The sequence below is a fragment of the Streptomyces humidus genome, from assembly GCF_014649655.1.
GTDB lineage: Bacteria > Actinomycetota > Actinomycetes > Streptomycetales > Streptomycetaceae > Streptomyces > Streptomyces humidus.
Genome location: NZ_BMTL01000031.1, coordinates 27,212 through 45,248, shown reverse-complemented (window position 1 = coordinate 45,248; position 18,037 = coordinate 27,212). Strand labels below are relative to the sequence as shown.

At 69.6% G+C, this 18,037-nt stretch carries 17 protein-coding genes and 2 pseudogenes; 11 read left to right on the top strand and 8 right to left on the bottom strand.

Going from position 1 to position 18,037, the window contains the following annotated elements:
* Positions 1-87 precede the first annotated feature (87 nt).
* Together IE239_RS30750 and IE239_RS30745 are read right to left on the bottom strand one after the other, a co-directional pair.
* On the bottom strand, positions 88-1,911 hold the full coding sequence (locus IE239_RS30750) for an alpha/beta hydrolase (protein ID WP_190152706.1): 1,824 nt from the start codon (positions 1,909-1,911) through the stop codon (positions 88-90).
* 7 nt (positions 1,912-1,918) lie between these two features.
* The gene (locus IE239_RS30745; protein WP_190152705.1) at positions 1,919-2,386 is read right to left on the bottom strand and encodes a hypothetical protein; all 468 of its coding nucleotides are present in this window, start codon (positions 2,384-2,386) and stop codon (positions 1,919-1,921) included.
* Positions 2,387-2,769: 383 nt separating this feature from the next.
* Here IE239_RS30745 and IE239_RS30740 point away from each other — a divergent pair.
* The 7 genes and pseudogenes from IE239_RS30740 to IE239_RS30710 all read left to right on the top strand — a co-directional run.
* Positions 2,770-3,207 (top strand): annotated as a pseudogene (locus IE239_RS30740) (aminotransferase class I/II-fold pyridoxal phosphate-dependent enzyme); the annotation flags it as partial.
* 257 nt (positions 3,208-3,464) lie between these two features.
* A complete protein-coding gene (locus tag IE239_RS30735) occupies positions 3,465-3,881 on the top strand; it encodes a prevent-host-death protein (protein ID WP_190152704.1) in 417 nt (138 codons plus the stop codon).
* Positions 3,878-4,303: a cytotoxic translational repressor of toxin-antitoxin stability system gene (locus tag IE239_RS30730; protein ID WP_190152703.1), complete on the top strand. Its 426-nt coding sequence runs from the start codon at positions 3,878-3,880 to the stop codon at positions 4,301-4,303. Before IE239_RS30735 ends, IE239_RS30730 begins: the two co-directional genes overlap by 4 nt.
* Positions 4,304-4,685: 382 nt before the next feature.
* Positions 4,686-4,943: a type II toxin-antitoxin system Phd/YefM family antitoxin gene (locus IE239_RS30725; RefSeq protein ID WP_190152702.1), complete on the top strand. Its 258-nt coding sequence runs from the start codon at positions 4,686-4,688 to the stop codon at positions 4,941-4,943.
* Positions 4,944-4,953: 10 nt separating this feature from the next.
* Positions 4,954-5,214, top strand: a complete 261-nt coding sequence (locus IE239_RS30720) for a Txe/YoeB family addiction module toxin (protein WP_190152701.1) — start codon at positions 4,954-4,956, stop codon at positions 5,212-5,214.
* 225 nt (positions 5,215-5,439) lie between these two features.
* Positions 5,440-6,003: a dihydrofolate reductase family protein gene (locus tag IE239_RS30715; RefSeq protein ID WP_190152700.1), complete on the top strand. Its 564-nt coding sequence runs from the start codon at positions 5,440-5,442 to the stop codon at positions 6,001-6,003.
* Positions 6,004-6,146: 143 nt separating this feature from the next.
* The gene (locus IE239_RS30710) at positions 6,147-6,887 is read left to right on the top strand and encodes an SDR family NAD(P)-dependent oxidoreductase (RefSeq protein ID WP_229878408.1); all 741 of its coding nucleotides are present in this window, start codon (positions 6,147-6,149) and stop codon (positions 6,885-6,887) included.
* Positions 6,888-7,149: 262 nt separating this feature from the next.
* On the opposite strand, the gene IE239_RS30705 is transcribed toward IE239_RS30710, so the two are convergent.
* Complete coding sequence (locus tag IE239_RS30705; protein WP_190152699.1) at positions 7,150-7,686, bottom strand: type III secretion system chaperone family protein; 537 nt, start codon at positions 7,684-7,686, stop codon at positions 7,150-7,152.
* A gap of 142 nt (positions 7,687-7,828) precedes the next feature.
* Between IE239_RS30705 and IE239_RS30700 the strand changes: the two genes are divergently transcribed.
* On the top strand, positions 7,829-8,356 hold the full coding sequence (locus IE239_RS30700) for a hypothetical protein (RefSeq protein WP_229878407.1): 528 nt from the start codon (positions 7,829-7,831) through the stop codon (positions 8,354-8,356).
* Positions 8,357-8,411: 55 nt separating this feature from the next.
* Here the strand turns inward: IE239_RS30700 and clpB are convergent, their stop codons facing one another.
* The gene (gene clpB / locus IE239_RS30695) at positions 8,412-11,009 is read right to left on the bottom strand and encodes an ATP-dependent chaperone ClpB (protein WP_190152698.1); all 2,598 of its coding nucleotides are present in this window, start codon (positions 11,007-11,009) and stop codon (positions 8,412-8,414) included.
* A 119-nt stretch (positions 11,010-11,128) separates the two neighbouring features.
* Here clpB and IE239_RS30690 point away from each other — a divergent pair, with 119 nt between their 5' ends.
* Positions 11,129-11,542 carry a pyridoxamine 5'-phosphate oxidase family protein gene (locus tag IE239_RS30690; protein ID WP_190152697.1) on the top strand — a complete coding sequence of 138 codons (414 nt, stop codon included), beginning with the start codon at positions 11,129-11,131 and terminating at the stop codon, positions 11,540-11,542.
* Positions 11,543-11,907: 365 nt separating this feature from the next.
* Here the strand turns inward: IE239_RS30690 and IE239_RS30685 are convergent, their stop codons facing one another.
* A complete protein-coding gene (locus IE239_RS30685; RefSeq protein ID WP_190152696.1) occupies positions 11,908-12,243 on the bottom strand; it encodes a Rieske (2Fe-2S) protein in 336 nt (111 codons plus the stop codon).
* Positions 12,240-12,542, bottom strand: coding sequence for a hypothetical protein (locus IE239_RS30680; protein ID WP_190152695.1), 303 nt, complete (start codon positions 12,540-12,542; stop codon positions 12,240-12,242). The genes IE239_RS30685 and IE239_RS30680 overlap by 4 nt, the downstream gene beginning before the upstream one ends.
* A gap of 277 nt (positions 12,543-12,819) precedes the next feature.
* Here IE239_RS30680 and IE239_RS30675 point away from each other — a divergent pair, with 277 nt between their 5' ends.
* Entirely contained in the window at positions 12,820-13,668 is an 849-nt protein-coding gene (locus tag IE239_RS30675) for a helix-turn-helix transcriptional regulator (protein ID WP_373308173.1), read from the top strand.
* 44 nt (positions 13,669-13,712) lie between these two features.
* Entirely contained in the window at positions 13,713-14,750 is a 1,038-nt protein-coding gene (locus IE239_RS30670; protein WP_190152693.1) for a helix-turn-helix transcriptional regulator, read from the top strand.
* A gap of 216 nt (positions 14,751-14,966) precedes the next feature.
* Here IE239_RS30670 and IE239_RS30665 read toward each other — a convergent pair.
* Both IE239_RS30665 and IE239_RS30660 read right to left on the bottom strand, forming a co-directional pair.
* A pseudogene (locus IE239_RS30665) lies at positions 14,967-15,942 on the bottom strand (helix-turn-helix transcriptional regulator); the annotation flags it as partial.
* Between the two features lie 490 nt (positions 15,943-16,432).
* The gene (locus IE239_RS30660; RefSeq protein ID WP_190152692.1) at positions 16,433-17,542 is read right to left on the bottom strand and encodes a sugar ABC transporter substrate-binding protein; all 1,110 of its coding nucleotides are present in this window, start codon (positions 17,540-17,542) and stop codon (positions 16,433-16,435) included.
* Between the last annotated feature and the right edge of the window lie 495 nt (positions 17,543-18,037).

Genomic DNA, 18,037 nt, shown 5'->3' with positions numbered 1-18,037 from the left:
GACTTTCCTTGCTCGTCGACGCGCTGCCTGCCGCGCCGCATCCGGAAAGAACCAGCACCAGCGCGGCAGCCGCTGCAACCCTCGCCCTCATCGTGGCGTCTCCCTCACGACGTATCCCGGCTGCCCTGCGACGATGGCAGCGATGTTCCGCGCAGAAACCTTGTCCTTCCCTTCCTCCGGGGAGAAGTAGTTGCTGTGCGCCTCGATATCCAGGGTCGAGTTCCACACCTCGGGGAAAGAAGGCTGCGCCAGCTCCGGTCCGGGTAGGGTCTGGAACCTGTTGGCCCCGAACGCTTTGCTCGCAGGATCCTTGCCGAACCAGACGTCGTCATCACCCTGGTCGGCCAGGTCGCCAGCGAGGTACGCGCCGAGCGGACCGCCCCCGAAGAACCCCATGGTCCCTGCGGTGGCCTCCTTCGAGGAAGGCAGCTTGGTAACGATGTCATTCTCAGCCGCGCCCACCCAGACGTGCTCCTTGCCCACCCCGAGGTCCTCCGCCTTGTCGACGCCGACACCGGGACTTCCTACGAGGACGATGTCATCGGCGCCCGCGATCCCGCCCGCCTCCTGTGTGGCAGCGCCCACCAGTCGAGAACCGTAGGAATGCCCGATGGCGGTGACGTGAGGATCCGCGTTCTCGTTGGTGGCCGAAATTCCACTCATGAAACTGTTGTAGGCGGGGGCGCCTCGCTCGGCATCGGCCGTCGTCATCACGTCGAGTGACTGAGGCGCGTCGTAGCCGAGCCATACGATCGCGGATGAGGAGGGGTCGAACTTCTGGGCGCCCTGCGCGGTGTAGAAGGCACGCTTCACCGTGCCATCGGCGAATCCCGAGTCGAGCTTGGTTCCCAGGCCAGGCACATAGGCCGACACGTTCTTCGACGTGTCAGGGTTCCCGTACGCGACGATCGCCCTCCCGTTTCCTTCGAGACCGATGCCCAGAAGGAACATGGGCGGCTGGCTTCCCGCATTGAGCTTGGCCTGTATGCCCTTCAGTCCTTCGAGCTTTTCTTTGGACGCCTCTCCGGGCTGGCCCTCCAACTGCGCGATGAGCAGGTGGATGTTCTCCCGGTTGGCCTCATCCCGGACCGTGGACGGGATCCCGTCCAAGTTGCCGATGATTTCCGGGAAGGCCGCCTTGTACTCCTCCCGCTCCTCGTTACTGAGGCTGTCCCACCACTCTTTGCGGTCGGCCGGCGACTTGGCCAACGGGATATGATCCTGGAGGTATTTACTGGCCGCTGAACTCACAGCATCGACATCCGATGCCACGTCCGCCCATGTTTTGGTGTCGACATTCAGCCCCGGCGCCGCCTTGAGCTTGTTCAGCGCCTTGCTGTACCGATCGTCGATCTCCTGTGCTTCCCGTACGGCGTGGGCGATGCGGTCGGCGATGTCCACGGCTTTGGCATGGTGCGGGTTCGGGTTCTTGAACTGAGGATTGTTCGGCATCAGCCCCGGTGCTTGAAATCCTGTGTCGTTGCCGGTGATCAAGCCGTTGTTGCCCATGACTTTCCCGCCGGGGATCGACTCACCGGTGAGCTCGTTCTTACCGCCGGCGGGATACGTGACGGTGCCGTCCTCGTTGACGGTGTATGCCAGCGCTGCCGCATCGTCCAGTGCCTCAGTCAGCCGCCGTTTGGGTGCGGTGATCTCGGACGAGAAGCCGTCGAGAGCTCCAGTGATCAGGCCGCACTCGACTTGGGTGTAGTGGAAATTCTCCGACAGCTTCCGCAGCTGCTTGAGTGCCGCGTCCGCGGCCTCACCCTCGTTGGCCTTCCGCATGGCCGCGGTGATCTGCTTGTCAATGCGGTCCATGGCCGCGTCGGCCGAGCCGCTGATCGCGCGGTATCCGTCAGCCGCCTCGGTGTACTCGGACGGCGTGAGCGCCTTGAGCGTCAGGTGGTCCATGTCCGGGTCACCGCCCCTTGGCCTGGCTGCCGGGGTGCGTGTCCTCGTAGTACTCGGTCTTCAGCTTGACGATCTCAGCTTCGATGGCCTGATCCGTCCGCAGCTGGTCGTTGCCCGCCTTCTCCAGCACGCCGGCAAGCCCGTCGCACACCTCGCCCACGTCCTTGATGTAGCGCTTCCAGGACTCGTAGACATCCTGTTGGGCCGCTGCGGTCAGGCACCCGGTTCCCTTCCCGAGCCCCGTCTGGCCCGACTCCATCTTCACCCACGCCTTGCCAAGGTCCTCACGCAAGGACCCGACGTCCTCCCCCGCCTTGGTCCATGCCGCCTTGTCCGACCTCAACTTGCCAGAAGAAGCACCGGCGTTACTCGTGCCGCCGCCTCCCTGGTCGGCCAGCACATGGTTGAGCTGCATCTGCGTGGTGTGCCGCTCGACCGCTGCGGCCTTGAGCTGCTCCCACTCATCCCACGCCATGCGTGGTTCCTCCCCGTGTCCTGTCGTACCCGACGAGCGGACGTGAACCTGTCACAGCAGCGCTGCGGTGACCGAGCCGTACCATAACTCCCCTGCATAACGCGCAGTATCCGTATCGGCCACCACGGCGCCTGAGTAGTTCTACTCAGGCGGAAGCCCGTCCCCGATCGGACGGAGTGACGTTGTCGGATGCACCTTGCAGCGTGCGCGAAGGGGACGTGCAACCCGCTGTCCGGGCGCGGGAGCTCGTCGAGGTTGAGGGTGAAGGTGCGGTCGTCGGCCAGGGGGATGGGGATCTTGCCCGTGCCGTACTTGTGCGTGTGTGCCGCGGCCGTACGGCTGCGCCCGGTCGGACCCCGCACAAATGGGTGTGTGAACACGGAGTGGCCTGGGTCACGGCGAACGGCCCGCTCGTCTCCGCCGTCCGGACGGCCAAGCAGTACCTGACGTACGTCAGCGCCGGCCCGTTCCAGTACGCGATCGCCGAGGCGCTGCGCCTGCCGGACTCCTACTTCGAAGAGTTCCGCGCCGGCCTCCGCCGCAAGCGCGACCTGCTCGGCGACGGCCTGCGCGCGGCCGGGTTCAAGGTCTACGAGCCGCAGGGCACGTACTTCATCACCACCGACATCACCCCGTTCGGAGAGAAGGACGCCTACGCCTTCTGCCGCGCCCTCCCCGAACGCTGCGGCGTCGTCGCCATCCCCAACTCCGTCTTCTACGACGACCCCGACGCCGGCCGCAGCCAGGTGCGCTTCACCTTCTGCAAGAGGGACGACGTTCTCGACGAAGCCGCGAGCCGCCTGCAGCGCCTCGCGTCCTGAATGAGGCAGGGCCGGCCGCCCACCTGTCGGTATTGCCGTTTTGCGGTTGGTCTCGGGCGGTCTCTCGCGTGGATCTCACCGCCGCCGCGAGGCCGTCCGAGGTCAGCTGGACGCTGCGCCGGGACGAGGCGGACGACAGGAGACTCCGGAGCAATCCCGCCTCCAGCGACCGCACCCACCGTCACGTACGTGAAGTACTTGACGTACGTGACGGATGGGTGCACGCTGGGAAGGCCGGACGATCGAGGAGGCAGGTCATGGCCGCTGTGCACTACGAGAGCTACACCCAAGCGCGCGCACACCTGAAGGACCTCCTCGACGCGGCCGACGAGGGACGGGTGGCGACCGTACGCCGTGACTCCGGGCGCTCGGCAGTCGTGGACGTGGAGCGGCTGCGCCAGCATCTGTCGCTGGTGTGCCCCGCAAAGGCGGAGGTGGTCCCCGAGGCGGGCGGCTGGTCCGTCTTTCTGTCAGGACTGCCACTGGCCGCCGACGGGGCCACCTTCGACGAAGCCATAGGGGAGATGGTCCAGGCCCTTCGCGAGTACGCCGAGGACTGGCAGGACAGGCTGCGGACCGCACCCAACCACGCGGACAATTGGGGCCTGGTGCAGCTGATCGCTCTCAGCGACGACGGACAGCTGCGCGACTGGCTGGTGGGTGCTCCACGGTGACCTGGCCCCAGCCCGACCGTGAGAACCATGATCGTTTCTGCCGTGCCGAGAAGTGGGAACGCGTTCGGGACGCCCGCGGGCGCACCGGCACCCATCACGTGACCTACGAACTCACCCTGCACGACGGCCGGATCCTGCGCACCAGAATCTCGCACCCGGTGGACCGCACCGCGTACGGCGCCGCGATGTGGCGACACATCCTGCGGGACCAACTGGACGTCACCGAGGACGAGTTCTGGGCCTGCGCCCAGCACGGCGAACTGCCCGACCGAGGCGCCCCCGAGCCGCCGAGCGAGGCCCTTCCCGCCGACCTGGTGCATCTGCTCATCCACCGCGCGGGCGTCGGCGAGGACACCGTGGCGGGGATGACCAAGGACGAGGCGGTCGCGAGACTCCAGAAGTACTGGACGGACGGGAGCTGAGCCCCCACCCTCGACGCCCTTCGTCAGCGGGCGTCCGCCTCGGGCTCCGGGCGCGGGAGCTCGTCGAGGTCGAGGGTGAAGGTAAGGCCGTCGGCCACGATGCCGTAACGGCCGCGACTCGCGGTGCAGTCGTCGCGGCCCTTGCGTGCGGACGAGGCCGGGACGACCTCGGAGATCAGCAGGACGTCCTCGAAGCCGTAGCGCTTGCCCTCCCGGCGGGCGTGTCCTCACGGAGGATCGCCAGATCCGGGGGCGGAGTTCTCATCCTTCACTCACCGAGAACCTTCGCGCCCGGAGACCGCCCGGTCGCCGCCGCCCCTCTGAAGCTTGTCGCGCGACCGGCATCGGCGTACAATTTCCTGTACGCATAGGAGGGTCGACCGTGAAGACCATGAGCTATTCCGAGTCGCGCGCACGGTACGCCGAGGTGCTCAACTCCGTCACCGACGACCGCGAGGAGGTCGTCATCACCCGGGCCGGACATGAGCCGGTCGTCATCGTCTCCCTCGAGGACTACGAATCCCTCAAGGAGACGGCCTACCTGCTCCGAAGCCCTGCGAACGCCCGGCGCCTGCTCGCGTCCATCGACGAGCTGGAAAACGGCGGCGGCACCGTACGCGAACTGGCGACCGACGAATAAGGGCCGCGAGTTGAAGATCACCTTCTCCTCCCGTGCCTGGGAGGACTACCTGTGGTGGGAACTTCAGGACCGGAAGATCCTGAAGCGCATCAACACACTCATCGCGGACATCGCCCGGAACGGCAACGAGGGGATCGGCAAGCCGGAACCGCTCAAGCACGGATTCCAGGGCTACTGGTCGCGCCGCATCAACGACGAGCACCGACTGATCTACAAAGCCACCGGGGACGCCGTCCTGATCGCACAGTGCCGCTACCACTACGAGAGCTGACAGGACTCGGGGTAGGGCACAGCGCCCTCCTCGCAACCTGCCCCGCGCCGCACAGAGATGGATTTCACCCGCGCCCACGCCCGGTGCGGGTCCGACGTCGAGCTCATGGGTTACCGGGACGGGGAGCAGGCTGACGTCGTGCTCCGTGTTCAGATCGCGCACCGGTGAGTTTCCCGCGCCGCGCCGGTCTGTACGCGTGAGACCGACTCACGGAAGGCTGGCGCCATGCGGAAACTGATCTACGGCATGAACCTGACCCTGGACGGCTATATCGCCGCGCCCGGCGACGACATCGGCTGGAGCGTGCCGAGCGACGAGCTGTTCCAGTTCTGGTCCGACCGGTTGCCGGCGACCGACCTGTCGCTGTACGGGCGCAAGCTGTGGCAGACGATGAGCCCCTACTGGCCGACCGTCGACCAGCGGCCCGACGCCACCCCGGCGGAGGTCGAGTTCGGGTGCCGCTGGCGGGACATGTCGAAGGTGGTGTTCTCCTCGACGATCGACAAGGTCGACTGGAACACCCGCCTGGTCACCGGCGACGCGGTCGCCGAGATCACCCGGCTCAAGGCCGAGGACGGCGGCCCGATGGACATCGGCGGCGCGACGCTCGCGGGGGCGGCCATGCGGGCCGGGCTGATCGACGAGTACGTGCTGGCCACCGCGCCGGTCCTGGTGGGCGGCGGCACGCCGTTCTTCACCGCGCTGGACAACTGGGTGAACCTGAACCTGGTGGAGACGCGGACGCTTCCCGGCGGCGTGATCCTGACCAGGTACGAGAAGAGACGCTGAGCGCTCGTCAGGCGACTCGACCGCCTGCCGGGTCCACGTGAACGTGAACGCCACCATCGAGGGTGGACGGCCGTCGGATGTCGCCGGACGCCAGGTCGGATTCCCGCCAGCTTCCGCTGGTGGGGCCCGCGATGCTCGACGGCATGAACCGACTCGAAGGAAACGTCGCCTTGATCACGGGCGGAAGCCGGGGCATCGGCGCCGCCACGGCGCTCCGGCTGGCGGAGGAAGGCGCCGACATCGTCGTCACCTATGAGAACAGCTCGGAGCGCGCGGCCGAGGTCGTGGAGCAGGTCAAGGCCCGGGGGCGTCGAGGTCTGGCCATCCAGGCCGACAGCGCGGTCCCGCAGGCACTGACCGCCGCCGTGGACGAGGCCGCCGCGACCTTCGGCAGGCTGGACATCCTGGTCAACAACGCCGGCGTCTTTCTCGTCGGCCCGCTCGACGACCTGGGGCCGGCGGAGATCGACCGCACCCTGGCCGTGAATGTCCGGGCACCGCTCGTGGCGTCACAGGCGGCGGCGCGTCACATGGGCGAGGGCGGACGCATCATCAGCATCGGCAGCAACGTCGCCGAACGCGCGCCCTTCCCGGGCCTGGCCCTGTACGCGATGAGCAAGACGGCCCTCGTCGGCATGGCCAAGGGCCTGGCCCGAGAACTCGGCCCGCGCGGGATCACGGTCAATGTGGTCCACCCCGGCCCCACCGACACGGACGCCAACCCGGCGGACGGCCCGAACGCCGAGACGATCGCCGGCCTCACCGCCGTGGGCCGTTATGCGGCAGCGGCCGAGATCGCGGCCACCGTCGCCCACCTGGCAAGTGTGGACGGCAGGTACATCACCGGAGCCTCGGTCCACGTGGACGGCGGCTTCACCGCCTGACAAGCCGGCGGGCCTGCCGCGGAGCTGATGGCGGTGGTTCTCGTCGGCCCGTGACAGCGGGGCGGGGTTCGGGACGCGTCGGTGAAGGAGGCGGATGCGGAGACCGCCGGCTTCGCCTTCCGGTACTCGCACCGTTCGTCCGGTCCGCGTTCCGCCGGGGGGGCGCGTCCGTATGGGCGGGCCGGGCGGACGGCAGAGGCGCCCGTCCACAGGGTGTGGGCGGGCGCCTCTGCGCGTGGGGCGCGTGCAGGTCGTCGGGGACCTACTCGTCGTCCTCCTCGGGCTTGGTCTCCGCGTCGTCGACGTCGGACTCCAGGCCCAGCTGCTCCACCAGCCACTTGTCGAACTCGATGGCCGCGCGGACCCAGCTCACCGTGGAGGAGACGAACAGCTCGATGTTGACGCCGGCGCCGATCAGCAGCTGCGCCTCGCCGATGAGGCGGACGGTGCCGTCGTCGTGGGTGTGGGTGTAGACCTTGGGCCACAGGGTGCGCCGGTTCCAGTCGTCGATCGACTCCAGGAGCTGGAGCTTGTCGTCGATCTTGTGGGCCCGGTCGTAGAACGTCCGCACCGAGTAGACCGCCTGGTCACCCTCGCCGCGGAACATGAAGTACGTGCGGAACTCCTCCCACGGCGCCGCGAGGTCGCCCTCGTCGTCGACGACGTACTTCAGCTCCATCTGGTCGAGGAGCTGCTTCACGAGATCCTGATCCGGGACGACGGGGCCCGCCGGTCCACCCTGGGGCTGCGGCTCGGGCTGGCCCCCGAAATTCGGAATCGAGGACGGGTCGATGGTCACCGTGTTTTTCCCTTCGTACGGATCCCGCCATCCTCTCCCATGCGGGGAGGGGGGTGGCAACCCCCGCCAGGCCCTGTCAGCCCTGAGCTGACAGGATCCGGCCTGTCGCACCGAGGGACGGTGACCGGCGGAGGGGAATCGTATGGCGAACGGGCGAAGCGAGAGGGGCGGCCGGACCGACGCGGCCGCGCGGCCGGAGCCGGGGGGCCGGACCAGGTGGGGCGTGGTGGCGGCGATCCTGGCGCTGCCCGTGTTCCTGGTGGTCGGGCTGCTTGTGCTGATCGCGGTCTGGGTGCTGGCCGACGACGGGGAACCCGACGGGACCCGGCTCAGGAACGTGCCCTGCGCCGAGGCGCTGGCGTTCGGCGGGGCCGAGCTGCCGACGGGGGCGCGGGACGCGGAGTGCACGGTGCAGTCCTGGCTGGACACGAACTACCAGGCCGACTTCCGGATGCCGCGCGCGGGCGTCGACGCCTGGCTGACGGAGGCCTACCCCGGGGCCCACGGGCCGGGCGGACCGGGGGCCCTTGCCTGCGCCCACGGCTACGACCGCTGCTTCCAGCTCGACGTCGGCGGCCGCCCCGGGACGGACGCCCATTACGTCGACGTGAACGTGACGTACGTGAACGCCGAGACCGCGCGGGTGCGGTACTCGGCGTTCACGACGTGACGGGAGGGAGCGGGGAAGGCGGCGGGCGCGCCGGGACAGGGCGGGGCAGGGCGCGTTACAGCGTCTTGCCGGTCGCGGGGCCCACGATCAGGCCGTCGCCGAACGCGTCCACCCGGACCGTGTCGCCGTCCTTGACCTCGCCCGCCAGGATCTCCTTGGCGAGCCGGTCGCCGATGGCCGTCTGGACCAGCCGGCGCAGCGGCCGGGCGCCGTACGCCGGGTCGTTGCCCTCGTCGGCGAGCCAGGCGAGAGCGGCGTCGGTGATCTCCAGGGTGAGCCGGCGCTCAGCGAGCCGCTTGGCGAGACGGTCGATCTGGAGACGGGCGATCCGGCCGAGCTCCTCCTTGTTCAGGGCCGAGAACACCACCAGGTCGTCGAGCCGGTTGAGGAACTCCGGCTTGAAGGAGGCCCTCACCACCTCCAGGACCTGCTCCTTCTTCTCCGCCTCGGTCGGCACCGGGTCGACGAGGTACTGGCTGCCCAGGTTGGACGTCAGCACCAGGATCGTGTTGCGGAAGTCGACCGTGCGGCCCTGGCCGTCGGTCAGCCGGCCGTCGTCCAGGACCTGGAGCAGGACGTCGAAGACCTCCGGGTGCGCCTTCTCCACCTCGTCCAGCAGGACCACGCTGTACGGCCGCCTGCGCACCGCCTCGGTGAGCTGGCCGCCCTCCTCGTAGCCGATGTAGCCGGGAGGCGCGCCGACCAGGCGGGCGACGCTGTGCTTCTCGCCGTACTCCGACATGTCGATGCGGATCATGGCCCGCTCGTCGTCGAAGAGGAAGTCGGCGAGGGCCTTGGCCAGCTCGGTCTTGCCGACGCCGGTCGGGCCGAGGAACAGGAAGGAGCCGGTGGGACGGTCGGGGTCGGCGATGCCCGCGCGGGAGCGCCGTACGGCGTCGGAGACCGCCTGGACCGCCTGTGCCTGGCCGATGAGCCGCTTGCCCAGCTCGTCCTCCATGCGCAGCAGCTTCTGCGTCTCGCCCTCCAGCAGGCGGCCGGCCGGGATGCCGGTCCAGGAGGCGACGACGTCGGCGATGTCGTCCGAGCCGACCTCCTCCTTGACCATGGTGTCCTTCGCGGCCTCCTCCTCGGCCTCGGACGCGGCCTCCAGGTCGCGCTCCAGGGTCGGGATCTCGCCGTACAGCAGCTTGCTGGCGGTGTCGAAGTCGCCGTCGCGCTGGGCCCGCTCGGCCTGGCCGCGCAGGTCGTCGAGCTTCTCCTTCAGTTCGCCGACCCGGTTGAGGGACTGCTTCTCCTTCTCCCAGCGGGCGGTCAGGCCGCGCAGCTCCTCCTCCCGGTCGGCGAGGTCGCGGCGCAGCTTCTCCAGGCGCTCGCGGGAGGCGGCGTCGGTCTCCTTGCTGAGCGCCAGCTCCTCCATCTTCAGCCGGTCGACGGACCGCTGGAGCTCGTCGATCTCGACCGGGGAGGAGTCGATCTCCATCCGCAGGCGGGAGGCCGCCTCGTCGACGAGGTCGATGGCCTTGTCGGGGAGGAAGCGGGAGGTGATGTAGCGGTCGGAGAGCGTCGCGGCGGCGACCAGGGCCGCGTCCGCGATCTGCACCTTGTGGTGGGCCTCGTAGCGGCCCTTGAGACCGCGCAGGATGGCGATGGTGTCCTCGACGGTCGGCTCGGCCACCAGCACCTGCTGGAAGCGCCGCTCCAGCGCCGGGTCCTTCTCGATCCGCTCCCGGTACTCGTCGAGCGTCGTCGCGCCGACCATGCGCAGCTCGCCGCGCGCGAGCATCGGCTTGAGCATGTTGCCGGCGTCCATCGCGGAGTCGCCGCCGGCGCCCGCGCCGACGACCGTGTGCAGCTCGTCGATGAAGGTGATGATCTGGCCATCGGAGTCCTTGATCTCGGCCAGGACGGTCTTCAGCCGCTCCTCGAACTCGCCGCGGTACTTGGCCCCGGCGACCATCGCGCCCAGGTCGAGCGCCACGAGCCGCTTGTTCTTGAGGGACTCGGGCACGTCGCCCTTGACGATCCGCTGGGCGAGCCCCTCGACGACGGCGGTCTTGCCGACGCCGGGCTCGCCGATGAGGACGGGGTTGTTCTTGGTGCGGCGGGACAGCACCTGCACGACCCGCCGGATCTCTGTGTCCCGGCCGATGACCGGGTCGAGCTTGCCCTCGCGGGCGGCGGCCGTGAAGTCGGTGCCGAACTTCTCCAGGGCCTTGTACTGGCCCTCGGGGTCCGCGCTGGTCACCCGGCGCCCGCCGCGCGCCTTGCGGAAGGCCTCCTGCAGCTTCTCCGGGGTAACGCCCTGCCGGGCGAGCACCTCGGCGGCCGGGCCGCCCTTGGCGGCGATGCCGAGCAGCAGGTGCTCGGTGGACAGGTACTCGTCCCCGAGGTCGCGGGCGCGGTTCTGCGCGTCGGCGACGACGGCCAGCATGTCGCGGTTGGGCTGCGGGGGCGCGACGGTGGACCCGGTCACGCTCGGCAGCGCGCCGAGCGCCTTCTCGGCCCCGACGCGCACGGCGGCCTGGTCGGCGTCGACGGCTGCAAGCAGGTCGACGATGTTCTCGTTGTCCTGGCCCTGCAGCAGAGCCAGCAACAGATGGGCGGGGGTGAGGTCGGCGTGCCCCTGGGACACGGCCCTGCTGCTGGCCGCGTTGATCGCGTCCCGGCTCCGGTTGGTCAGCTCGGCGTCCACGTTCGCTGTCTCCTCCTTGCGTCAGCGCTCTCCCGTACTGACTCTGTCAGCGTACACAAAGTTGAGTCTATTCCGCTCAAGGTGTGCATGGGGCGCTGTCCGCGCACTAAGTTCCGACCATGGCCGCATATCCGCAGGACCCGGGCGCGCCCGACGCGCCGTATCTCGCCTTCTGGCAGGAACGTCATCTGTGCACGCTGACCACACCACGCCCGGACGGCAGTCCGCACGTCGTTCCGGTCGGCGTGACGTACGACCCCGGGAGCCGGCTGGCCCGGGTCATCACCGACGGGGCCAGCCGGAAGGCGGCCAACGTCCTGGCGGCGGGCCCGGACGGTGCCCGGGTGGCGGTGTGCCAGGTGGACGGCGGCCGCTGGGCCACCCTCGAGGGGCGGGCGTTCGTCCGTACGGAGCCGGAGCGGGTCGCTGACGCCGTGCGGCGGTACGCGGTGCGCTACGGGCGCACACCGGGCCCCAACCCCACGCGCGTGGTGATCGAGATCGAGCTGACCCGGGCTATGGGACGCGGCTGAGCCGAACGGAGGGCCGAGGGAGGGCCGCGGGCGAACCGGGAGCGGATCGAGGGCGGACCGAGGGCGGACCGAGGGCGGACCGAGGGAGACCCCGCGTAAGCCCGAAGAGGCCGAGGAGGAGCCCGAGGGGAGCGCCGGCGAGTCGCAAGGCGCCGCGGCGCGGCCGCGGGGAAACCGTGAGACGTGCGGACAGCGCCGACGGGTCGGCTGACCGGATTCTTTCCCGTCGTTTTCCGGCCAACGCTCAACCGGGCGCATAACCGGAAATGTCCCCGCAAACTGCAGCGGCGTCACCGTGTTCAGGTCACGGTGACGCCGCTGCGGGGGGAAGCGCCTGAGCGATCTGTTACGACGGGGGAATCGCGTCAGGCACTGCGGGGGGTGGCTGAGACGGTCTTCAGGGGTGGGACCTCGGGCTCGACGAGCCTGTGGTCCCGCTGGTCCAGGTTCACAAAGATCATTCCGTACCGGATGGCACAGCGCACGGGCTGCGGCGCCCCACGGGGCTTGCGCAGACACCGGTAGGCCCGTACGTCCTCGTCCTCGTCGCGCGTCACGACCACCGGCTCGCCGAACACCGTCACCATCAACGAGTCACCACTGTGGGGGATGGCGGTGACCAGATCGATGAAGTGCCAGCCAGAGCGGTAGGCGGTCGCCATTTCGCGGCGGAAGGAGCGGTCGTCGGGTGGCGTGGTCATGACTCGGCGACCCACGTGCTGTCGGCCGGGGCGCCCCAGGTGCTGTCGCCCGGCGCCACCCAGGTGCTGTCGCCCGGCACGCCTGCCGCGGTGACGACCCAGGTGCTGTCACCCGGCGCGTCCGCCGCGGTGACCACCCAGGTGCTGTCACGGGGGGCGACCCACGTGCTGTCACCGGCCACGGCGGCGGTGCTCCAGGTGCTGTCGCGCGCCACGTCGCCCTTCGTGCCCGCAAGACCGCTCAGCGCTCCGAAGGCGAGCGCTGCGGAGAAGGCGGCGGCAAGCGCCGAGCGAAGCATTCTCTTATGCATAGTCGGCTTCGTCCTCATTTGAAGGTCACCTCTCCCCCGTCGACTACGACGATGGCCCATTCGGGCACGTCATGGCCACACAATCGATGCATCATGTTCCTGCACGTTCAGGACCCTGGGGGGTGGAGATTTGACGAAAAATCAGACAAAGCAGACACATCCTCATGCGTCGACTGAGCTGTGCGAGGAAGGTCGCCGTCTCTATGGGACCGCACTTCGGACGGGCCGCATAGCCCGCGCAGACGTGGAACCCGCTCCGTGTCTGATGGAGTTCGCCCTGCTCCACGCGGACCCCGACGACGCGAACTGGCTGCGCCCGGTACCCCCGTCGATCGCCCTGTCCCAACTGCTCAACCCGATCGAACGCGAGATCACCCGACGCAGGCGGCTGTCGGTGGAACTCGCCGACGCTTTCGAGCCGTTCATGACCCTCAGCGCCCAGCCGACGCCGGCCACGCACTCGATCACGGTGCTGGAGGGCATCGACCGGATCAACGCCGCACTCGATCTGGCCACCTCGCAGTGCCAGACCGAGATGCTCACCGTCCAGCCGAGCCGCCGCCGCCTGGAGCACACCCTCGTCCAGGGCCTGGAGCGCGACAGACCGCTCATCGACCGCGGCTGCCGCATCCGGACGCTCTATCAGCACACGGCCCGCTACAGCCCCGAGACGCTGGCCTACGTCTCCCAGTTCACCGACGGCAAGGTGGAGTACCGCACCATCGACGAACTCGTGGAACGGCTGATCATCTGCGACGAGACCGTGGCCTTCATCCCCACCCGGGACGACGGCCAGGTCGCCCTCGAACTGCGGCACCCGGGACTGGTCCGCTACCTGATCAAGGTCTTCGAGTTCATGTGGGGCCGTGCCGTCCCGCTCGCCACCGGCGCCCCCTACGAGACCGCGCCCGACGGCATCACGGAGATCCAGCACTCCATCGCCAAGCTGCTCGTCGAGGGGCACGTGGACGAGGCGATAGCCCGCCGGCTGGGCATGAACGTGCGCACCTGCCGAGCCCACATCGCCAAGCTCGCCACCGCCCTGGGCAGTGGCAGCCGGGCCCAGCTCGGCTTCCTCATAGCCCAGTCGGGGATCCTCAAGCAGGAGCCCTGACCCGTCCGGAGAACGAGAACGAAGAACGAACAGGGAGAACCGCAGTGAACGCCCCGCCGCACCCCCACCACGGCGTGGAAGACCTGTGCGCCGCGGGCCTGCGCCTCTACGAGCAGGCCCTGCGCGACGGGCGCGTCAAGACCGACGACGCCGAGACGGCGGCCCCCTGTCTGCTGTCCTTCGGCCTCCTGCACCCCGTCGTGGACGACCTGGCCCAGCTGGAGCCCGCGTCCCCGGCCCTCGCCCTGCACCGGCTGCTGCGCTCCTCGGGCGTGCGCATCGCCGAGGAACGGCGCCGCGAGGAACGGCTGGCATCGCTGTTCGAGCCCCTCATGCGGATCACCGGCGCCCGCACGGCCACCGCCGAGCCCGTCTCCCTGCGGCTCCTCAGCGGCACCGAACGCATCAACGAGGCCATCACCGAGGCGACGTCCGAGGCGGCCAGCGAAGTGCTCTGCGTCCAGCCCCATGTCCACTACAGCGGCCAGCGCGGCGAGACGGCCCACGCCGTCGCCATGGCCCGCGACCAGGCCCTGCTCGACCGGGACTGCCGCATCCGGACCCTCTACCAGCACACCCAGCGCCACCAGCCCCTCGTCCTGGCCCGCTACGAGCAGCTGCGGGGCGACGTGCAGGCCCGCACCCTCGACGAGGTCACCGACCGGCTCATCGTCATCGACGGCTCGGTGGCCTTCATCCCCGCCGGCGAGGACGGCAGGCTGGCCCTGGAGGTCCGTCACCCGGCCCTCCTGACCTACTTCACCACCACGTTCGACCGGCTCTGGCGGCTGGCCACCCCCATGTACCCGCAGGCCGTCCAGCGCCCGTCCAGGGGTGGCGTCACCCCGCGGCAGCAGGCCATCGCCGCCCTCCTCGTCGAGGGGCACACCGACGCCGTCATCGCCGACCGGCTCGGCATGAACGTCCGCACCGCCCGCGTCCACATCGCCAAGCTGGCCACCACTCTCGGCAGCGAGAGCCGCGCCCAACTCGGCTACCTCATAGGGCAGTCGGGGATCCTTGACCAGGAACGGCGCCGGGCGCCGGAGCAGGGTCAGGGCCTGGGACAGGGCCTGGGGTAGCGGCGGAAGCGGACGCGGTCGCAGAGGGCGCGGCCTGCGCTGCGGTGGAGGCCGGGGCAGAGGCGGACTCAGAAGCACGAGCAGGGTCAGGGGCAGGGGCAGGCTCGACGGAGGAGTCCGCGGACGGAGCGACGGTGGCCCCGGGGCCGGGCCCGGGCCTCTGGGCGGGGACGCCCGCCGCGCCGCCCGCCACGCCGCCCGGCGCCTCCTCGTCGGACGGCCGGTCGAGGCCGACCTGGGCGATCCGCACCCCCAGCTGAGTACGGCTGGCCGCGCCCAGGGTCTCCGAGAGCCGCGCGATGTGCGCGCGGCACGTGCGGACGCTGATGCCCAGCCGCTCGGCGATCACCGCGTCCTGATGCCCCTCGGCCAGCAGAGCGGCGATGGACTGCTCGCGATGGGAGACACCCTCGACCCGCGGGTCGGGGAGCGGCGCGGTGAGCGGGATCGCCAGCCGCCAGAGACGCTCGAAGACCGTCACCAGGTAGGAGACCAGGGCCGGGTGCCGCAGCTCCAGGGCCATCGTGCGGTCCGCGTTGGCCGGGACGAAGGCGACCGTACGGTCGAAGAGCATCAGCCGGTCGATCACCTCGTCCAGCGTGCGGGCCTCCACCGTGTCGCCCATCAGCTCCAGGTAGTTGAGCAGGCCCTGCCCGTGCCGGGCGACGTGGTTGTAGAGGTCGCGCATGCGCACGCCCCGGCCGCGCAGCTCCAGCGCGCGGTGCAGGCCCTCCGACAGCTCGTGCTCACGCCGGATGCCGCCGGGCTGGACGGTGAGGACCTCGGTGGTGCACGCCTCGGTCGCAGCGTCCAGGGCGGCCTGGATGCGGGAGGGGCCGTCCAGGACGCGGATCGCCGCGCCCTCGCCGCCCGCGGCCCGCTCCGGCCCGCCCAGACCCGCGTACCACTCGAAGGCGGCGACCGCCGAGCCCATCCGCCGCTGGCTCGCGCTGACCTCGTCGTGCAGTCCGCGCAGCAGCCGGGTCATGACCTCCTGCGGGGAGGTCGGCACCAGCCAGTCCATGTCGTCGGGATCGGGGTGCAGGAGGGCCAGCTCGAGGAGGCACGGGACCGGCTCGGCGTCGGCACGCGCCACCCGGCCGCGTCGTACGGCCCGTGCATACACGCGATCCCCGGCCTCGCACAGTCGGTCGGCGCCGTGTGGATGGTCCTCCGTCCCGTGCCCGGCCATCGCCCGTCCCACCCCCGCCGTACGCCTCTTCCGGAGCGCAACTATGCGCGGCCCGGACCGGCTCCGCAACACGGCTCCTCCGGCCAAGGCCGTCGAAAACCACCCTTCTGAGTGAGTTCCTCCCAGCCTCCTCCCCCGGCACTGCAACAAGCTGACGGTGGTGCGGGGCCTTCGCGGGGTGCATGGTTGGTTCCGCTTACCCCCGGGGGCTCTTCTGCAGGGGGGTGAGCGAAACCAACCCGGCCGGGCCACGGGGGAGTCCGGCCGGGCTCCGGAGCGTCGACGGCGCGGCGCGGTGTCCACGGGGGTGTGTGCGGCGGCGTCCAAGGCCTCCGCACGGGACGCCGGTCCGCGCGAGCGACGACGGGGAACGGCGAGCGGCCGTCAGGGAACCGAGCCGGTTCCCTGACGGCCGCGCAGCCGCCCTCGCTACCGCCCTCACAGCCGCAGAGGCCCGGCGCCGGTCGGGCGGCGCGGCCGCAGCCGGGGATCAGATGAGCTTCAGGGCCTGGCAGTCGGCCTTGAACTTGGCGGTGCAGATGTCGGAGATCTTGTAGATGCCGTCGGCGACGACGGTCTGCTTGATGTTGCTCTTCGTCAGCGCGACCACGGTCACCAGCTTGGCCGGAATGCCCTTGGTCGTCGGACTGTCGACCTTGTCGCGGGTGAGCGCGGCGAACTGGAGTTCGCGGCCCTGGACCTTGGCGACGGCCGCCTGGGCGGCGGCCTCGGCCATGGCGGGGTAAGGCTTGTAGACGCTCATGAACTGCTCGCCGGCGATGATGCGCTGCACGGCCGACAGCTCCGCGTCCTGGCCGGTGATCGGGGGCAGGTTGCCGGCGCTGACGCCCGCCGTCTCCAGGGCCTTGATGATGCCGCCGGCCATGGCGTCGTTGGCGGAGTAGACGCCGGCGATGTTGCTCTTGCCGATCGCGTCGATCGCCTTCGCCATGTTGGCCTCGGCGACTTCCGGGCTCCACTTGTCGGTGTCGTACGACTTCGCGATCGTGACCCGGCCGCTGAGCTCGCTGAGCGCGCCCTTCTTGAACTGCGCGGCGTTGGGGTCGGTGGGCGAACCGTTCACCATGACGATCTTGTCGGAGAGGCTGACCGTGCCGATGGCCTCGGCGAGCGAGCGGCCCTGCACCTCGCCGACCAGCTCGTTGTCGAAGGAGACGTAGGCGTCGATCGGGCCCTGGGCGAGACGGTCGTAGGCGATGACGGGGATGTCGGCGTCCTTGGCCTTCTGCACCATGGGCTCGATGGCCTTCGCGTCGACCGCGTCCAGCAGGATGACGTCGACCTTGTCGTCGATCATCCGCTGCATCTGGGTGTCCTGCTTCTTGGTGGACGCGGCGGCGTTCGCGTAGTCGGTCCTGCCCTTGCCGCCGGTGAGTTCGGCGACCTTCCGCTTGATGATGGGGTAGTCGAACTCGGCGTACCGCGTGTTCGTCTCCTCCGGCATCAGCACGCCCACCGTGATGTCGTCGCTCCGGGTCGGTGTCGCGCTGACGCCGCCCTCCGACGCCCCGAGCATCCCGCAGCCGGCGAGCGACAGGGACATCGTGGAGGCGACCACAGCTATGGCGATACGACGCATTCGGGGGCTCACTTCAGGTGCGTTCGGTGCAATGCGGACATGGGTGCGACATGGTGACCCAGATGTCTGAAAAGACAACGCGGCAGCGGCCGCCGACGTCAAGCGGAACCGCTTAACGAAGTAGCAACGTCACGCTCTGCTCAGCGGGTGAAGACGCAAGGAGACGAAGCGGAGACCTTGCGAAAACTCCGCGAAGTTCCGTCCGGAAAGCGTCCAAGAATCCATACAACCAACGGCGTTGGCCGCGGGTCTTGATCAGAGGGGCTTTCTCCGGACCCGGACCGGGGAAGCGGAGCGCGACCTCCCGGTTATGCGGCCGTGACCTGCGGAATCGCCCCTTCCTGCGCCTGCGAAGCGGTGACGGAGCGACGATTGATCACGCATGGACGCGGGCTGCGGATGAGTGCACCGCAAGCCGCCGGTGGAAACGCACGACCGGCCGAACGAACGAACCCGGCCCTTTCCTCGCTCGGTTCATCTCGCGGACCCGTACGC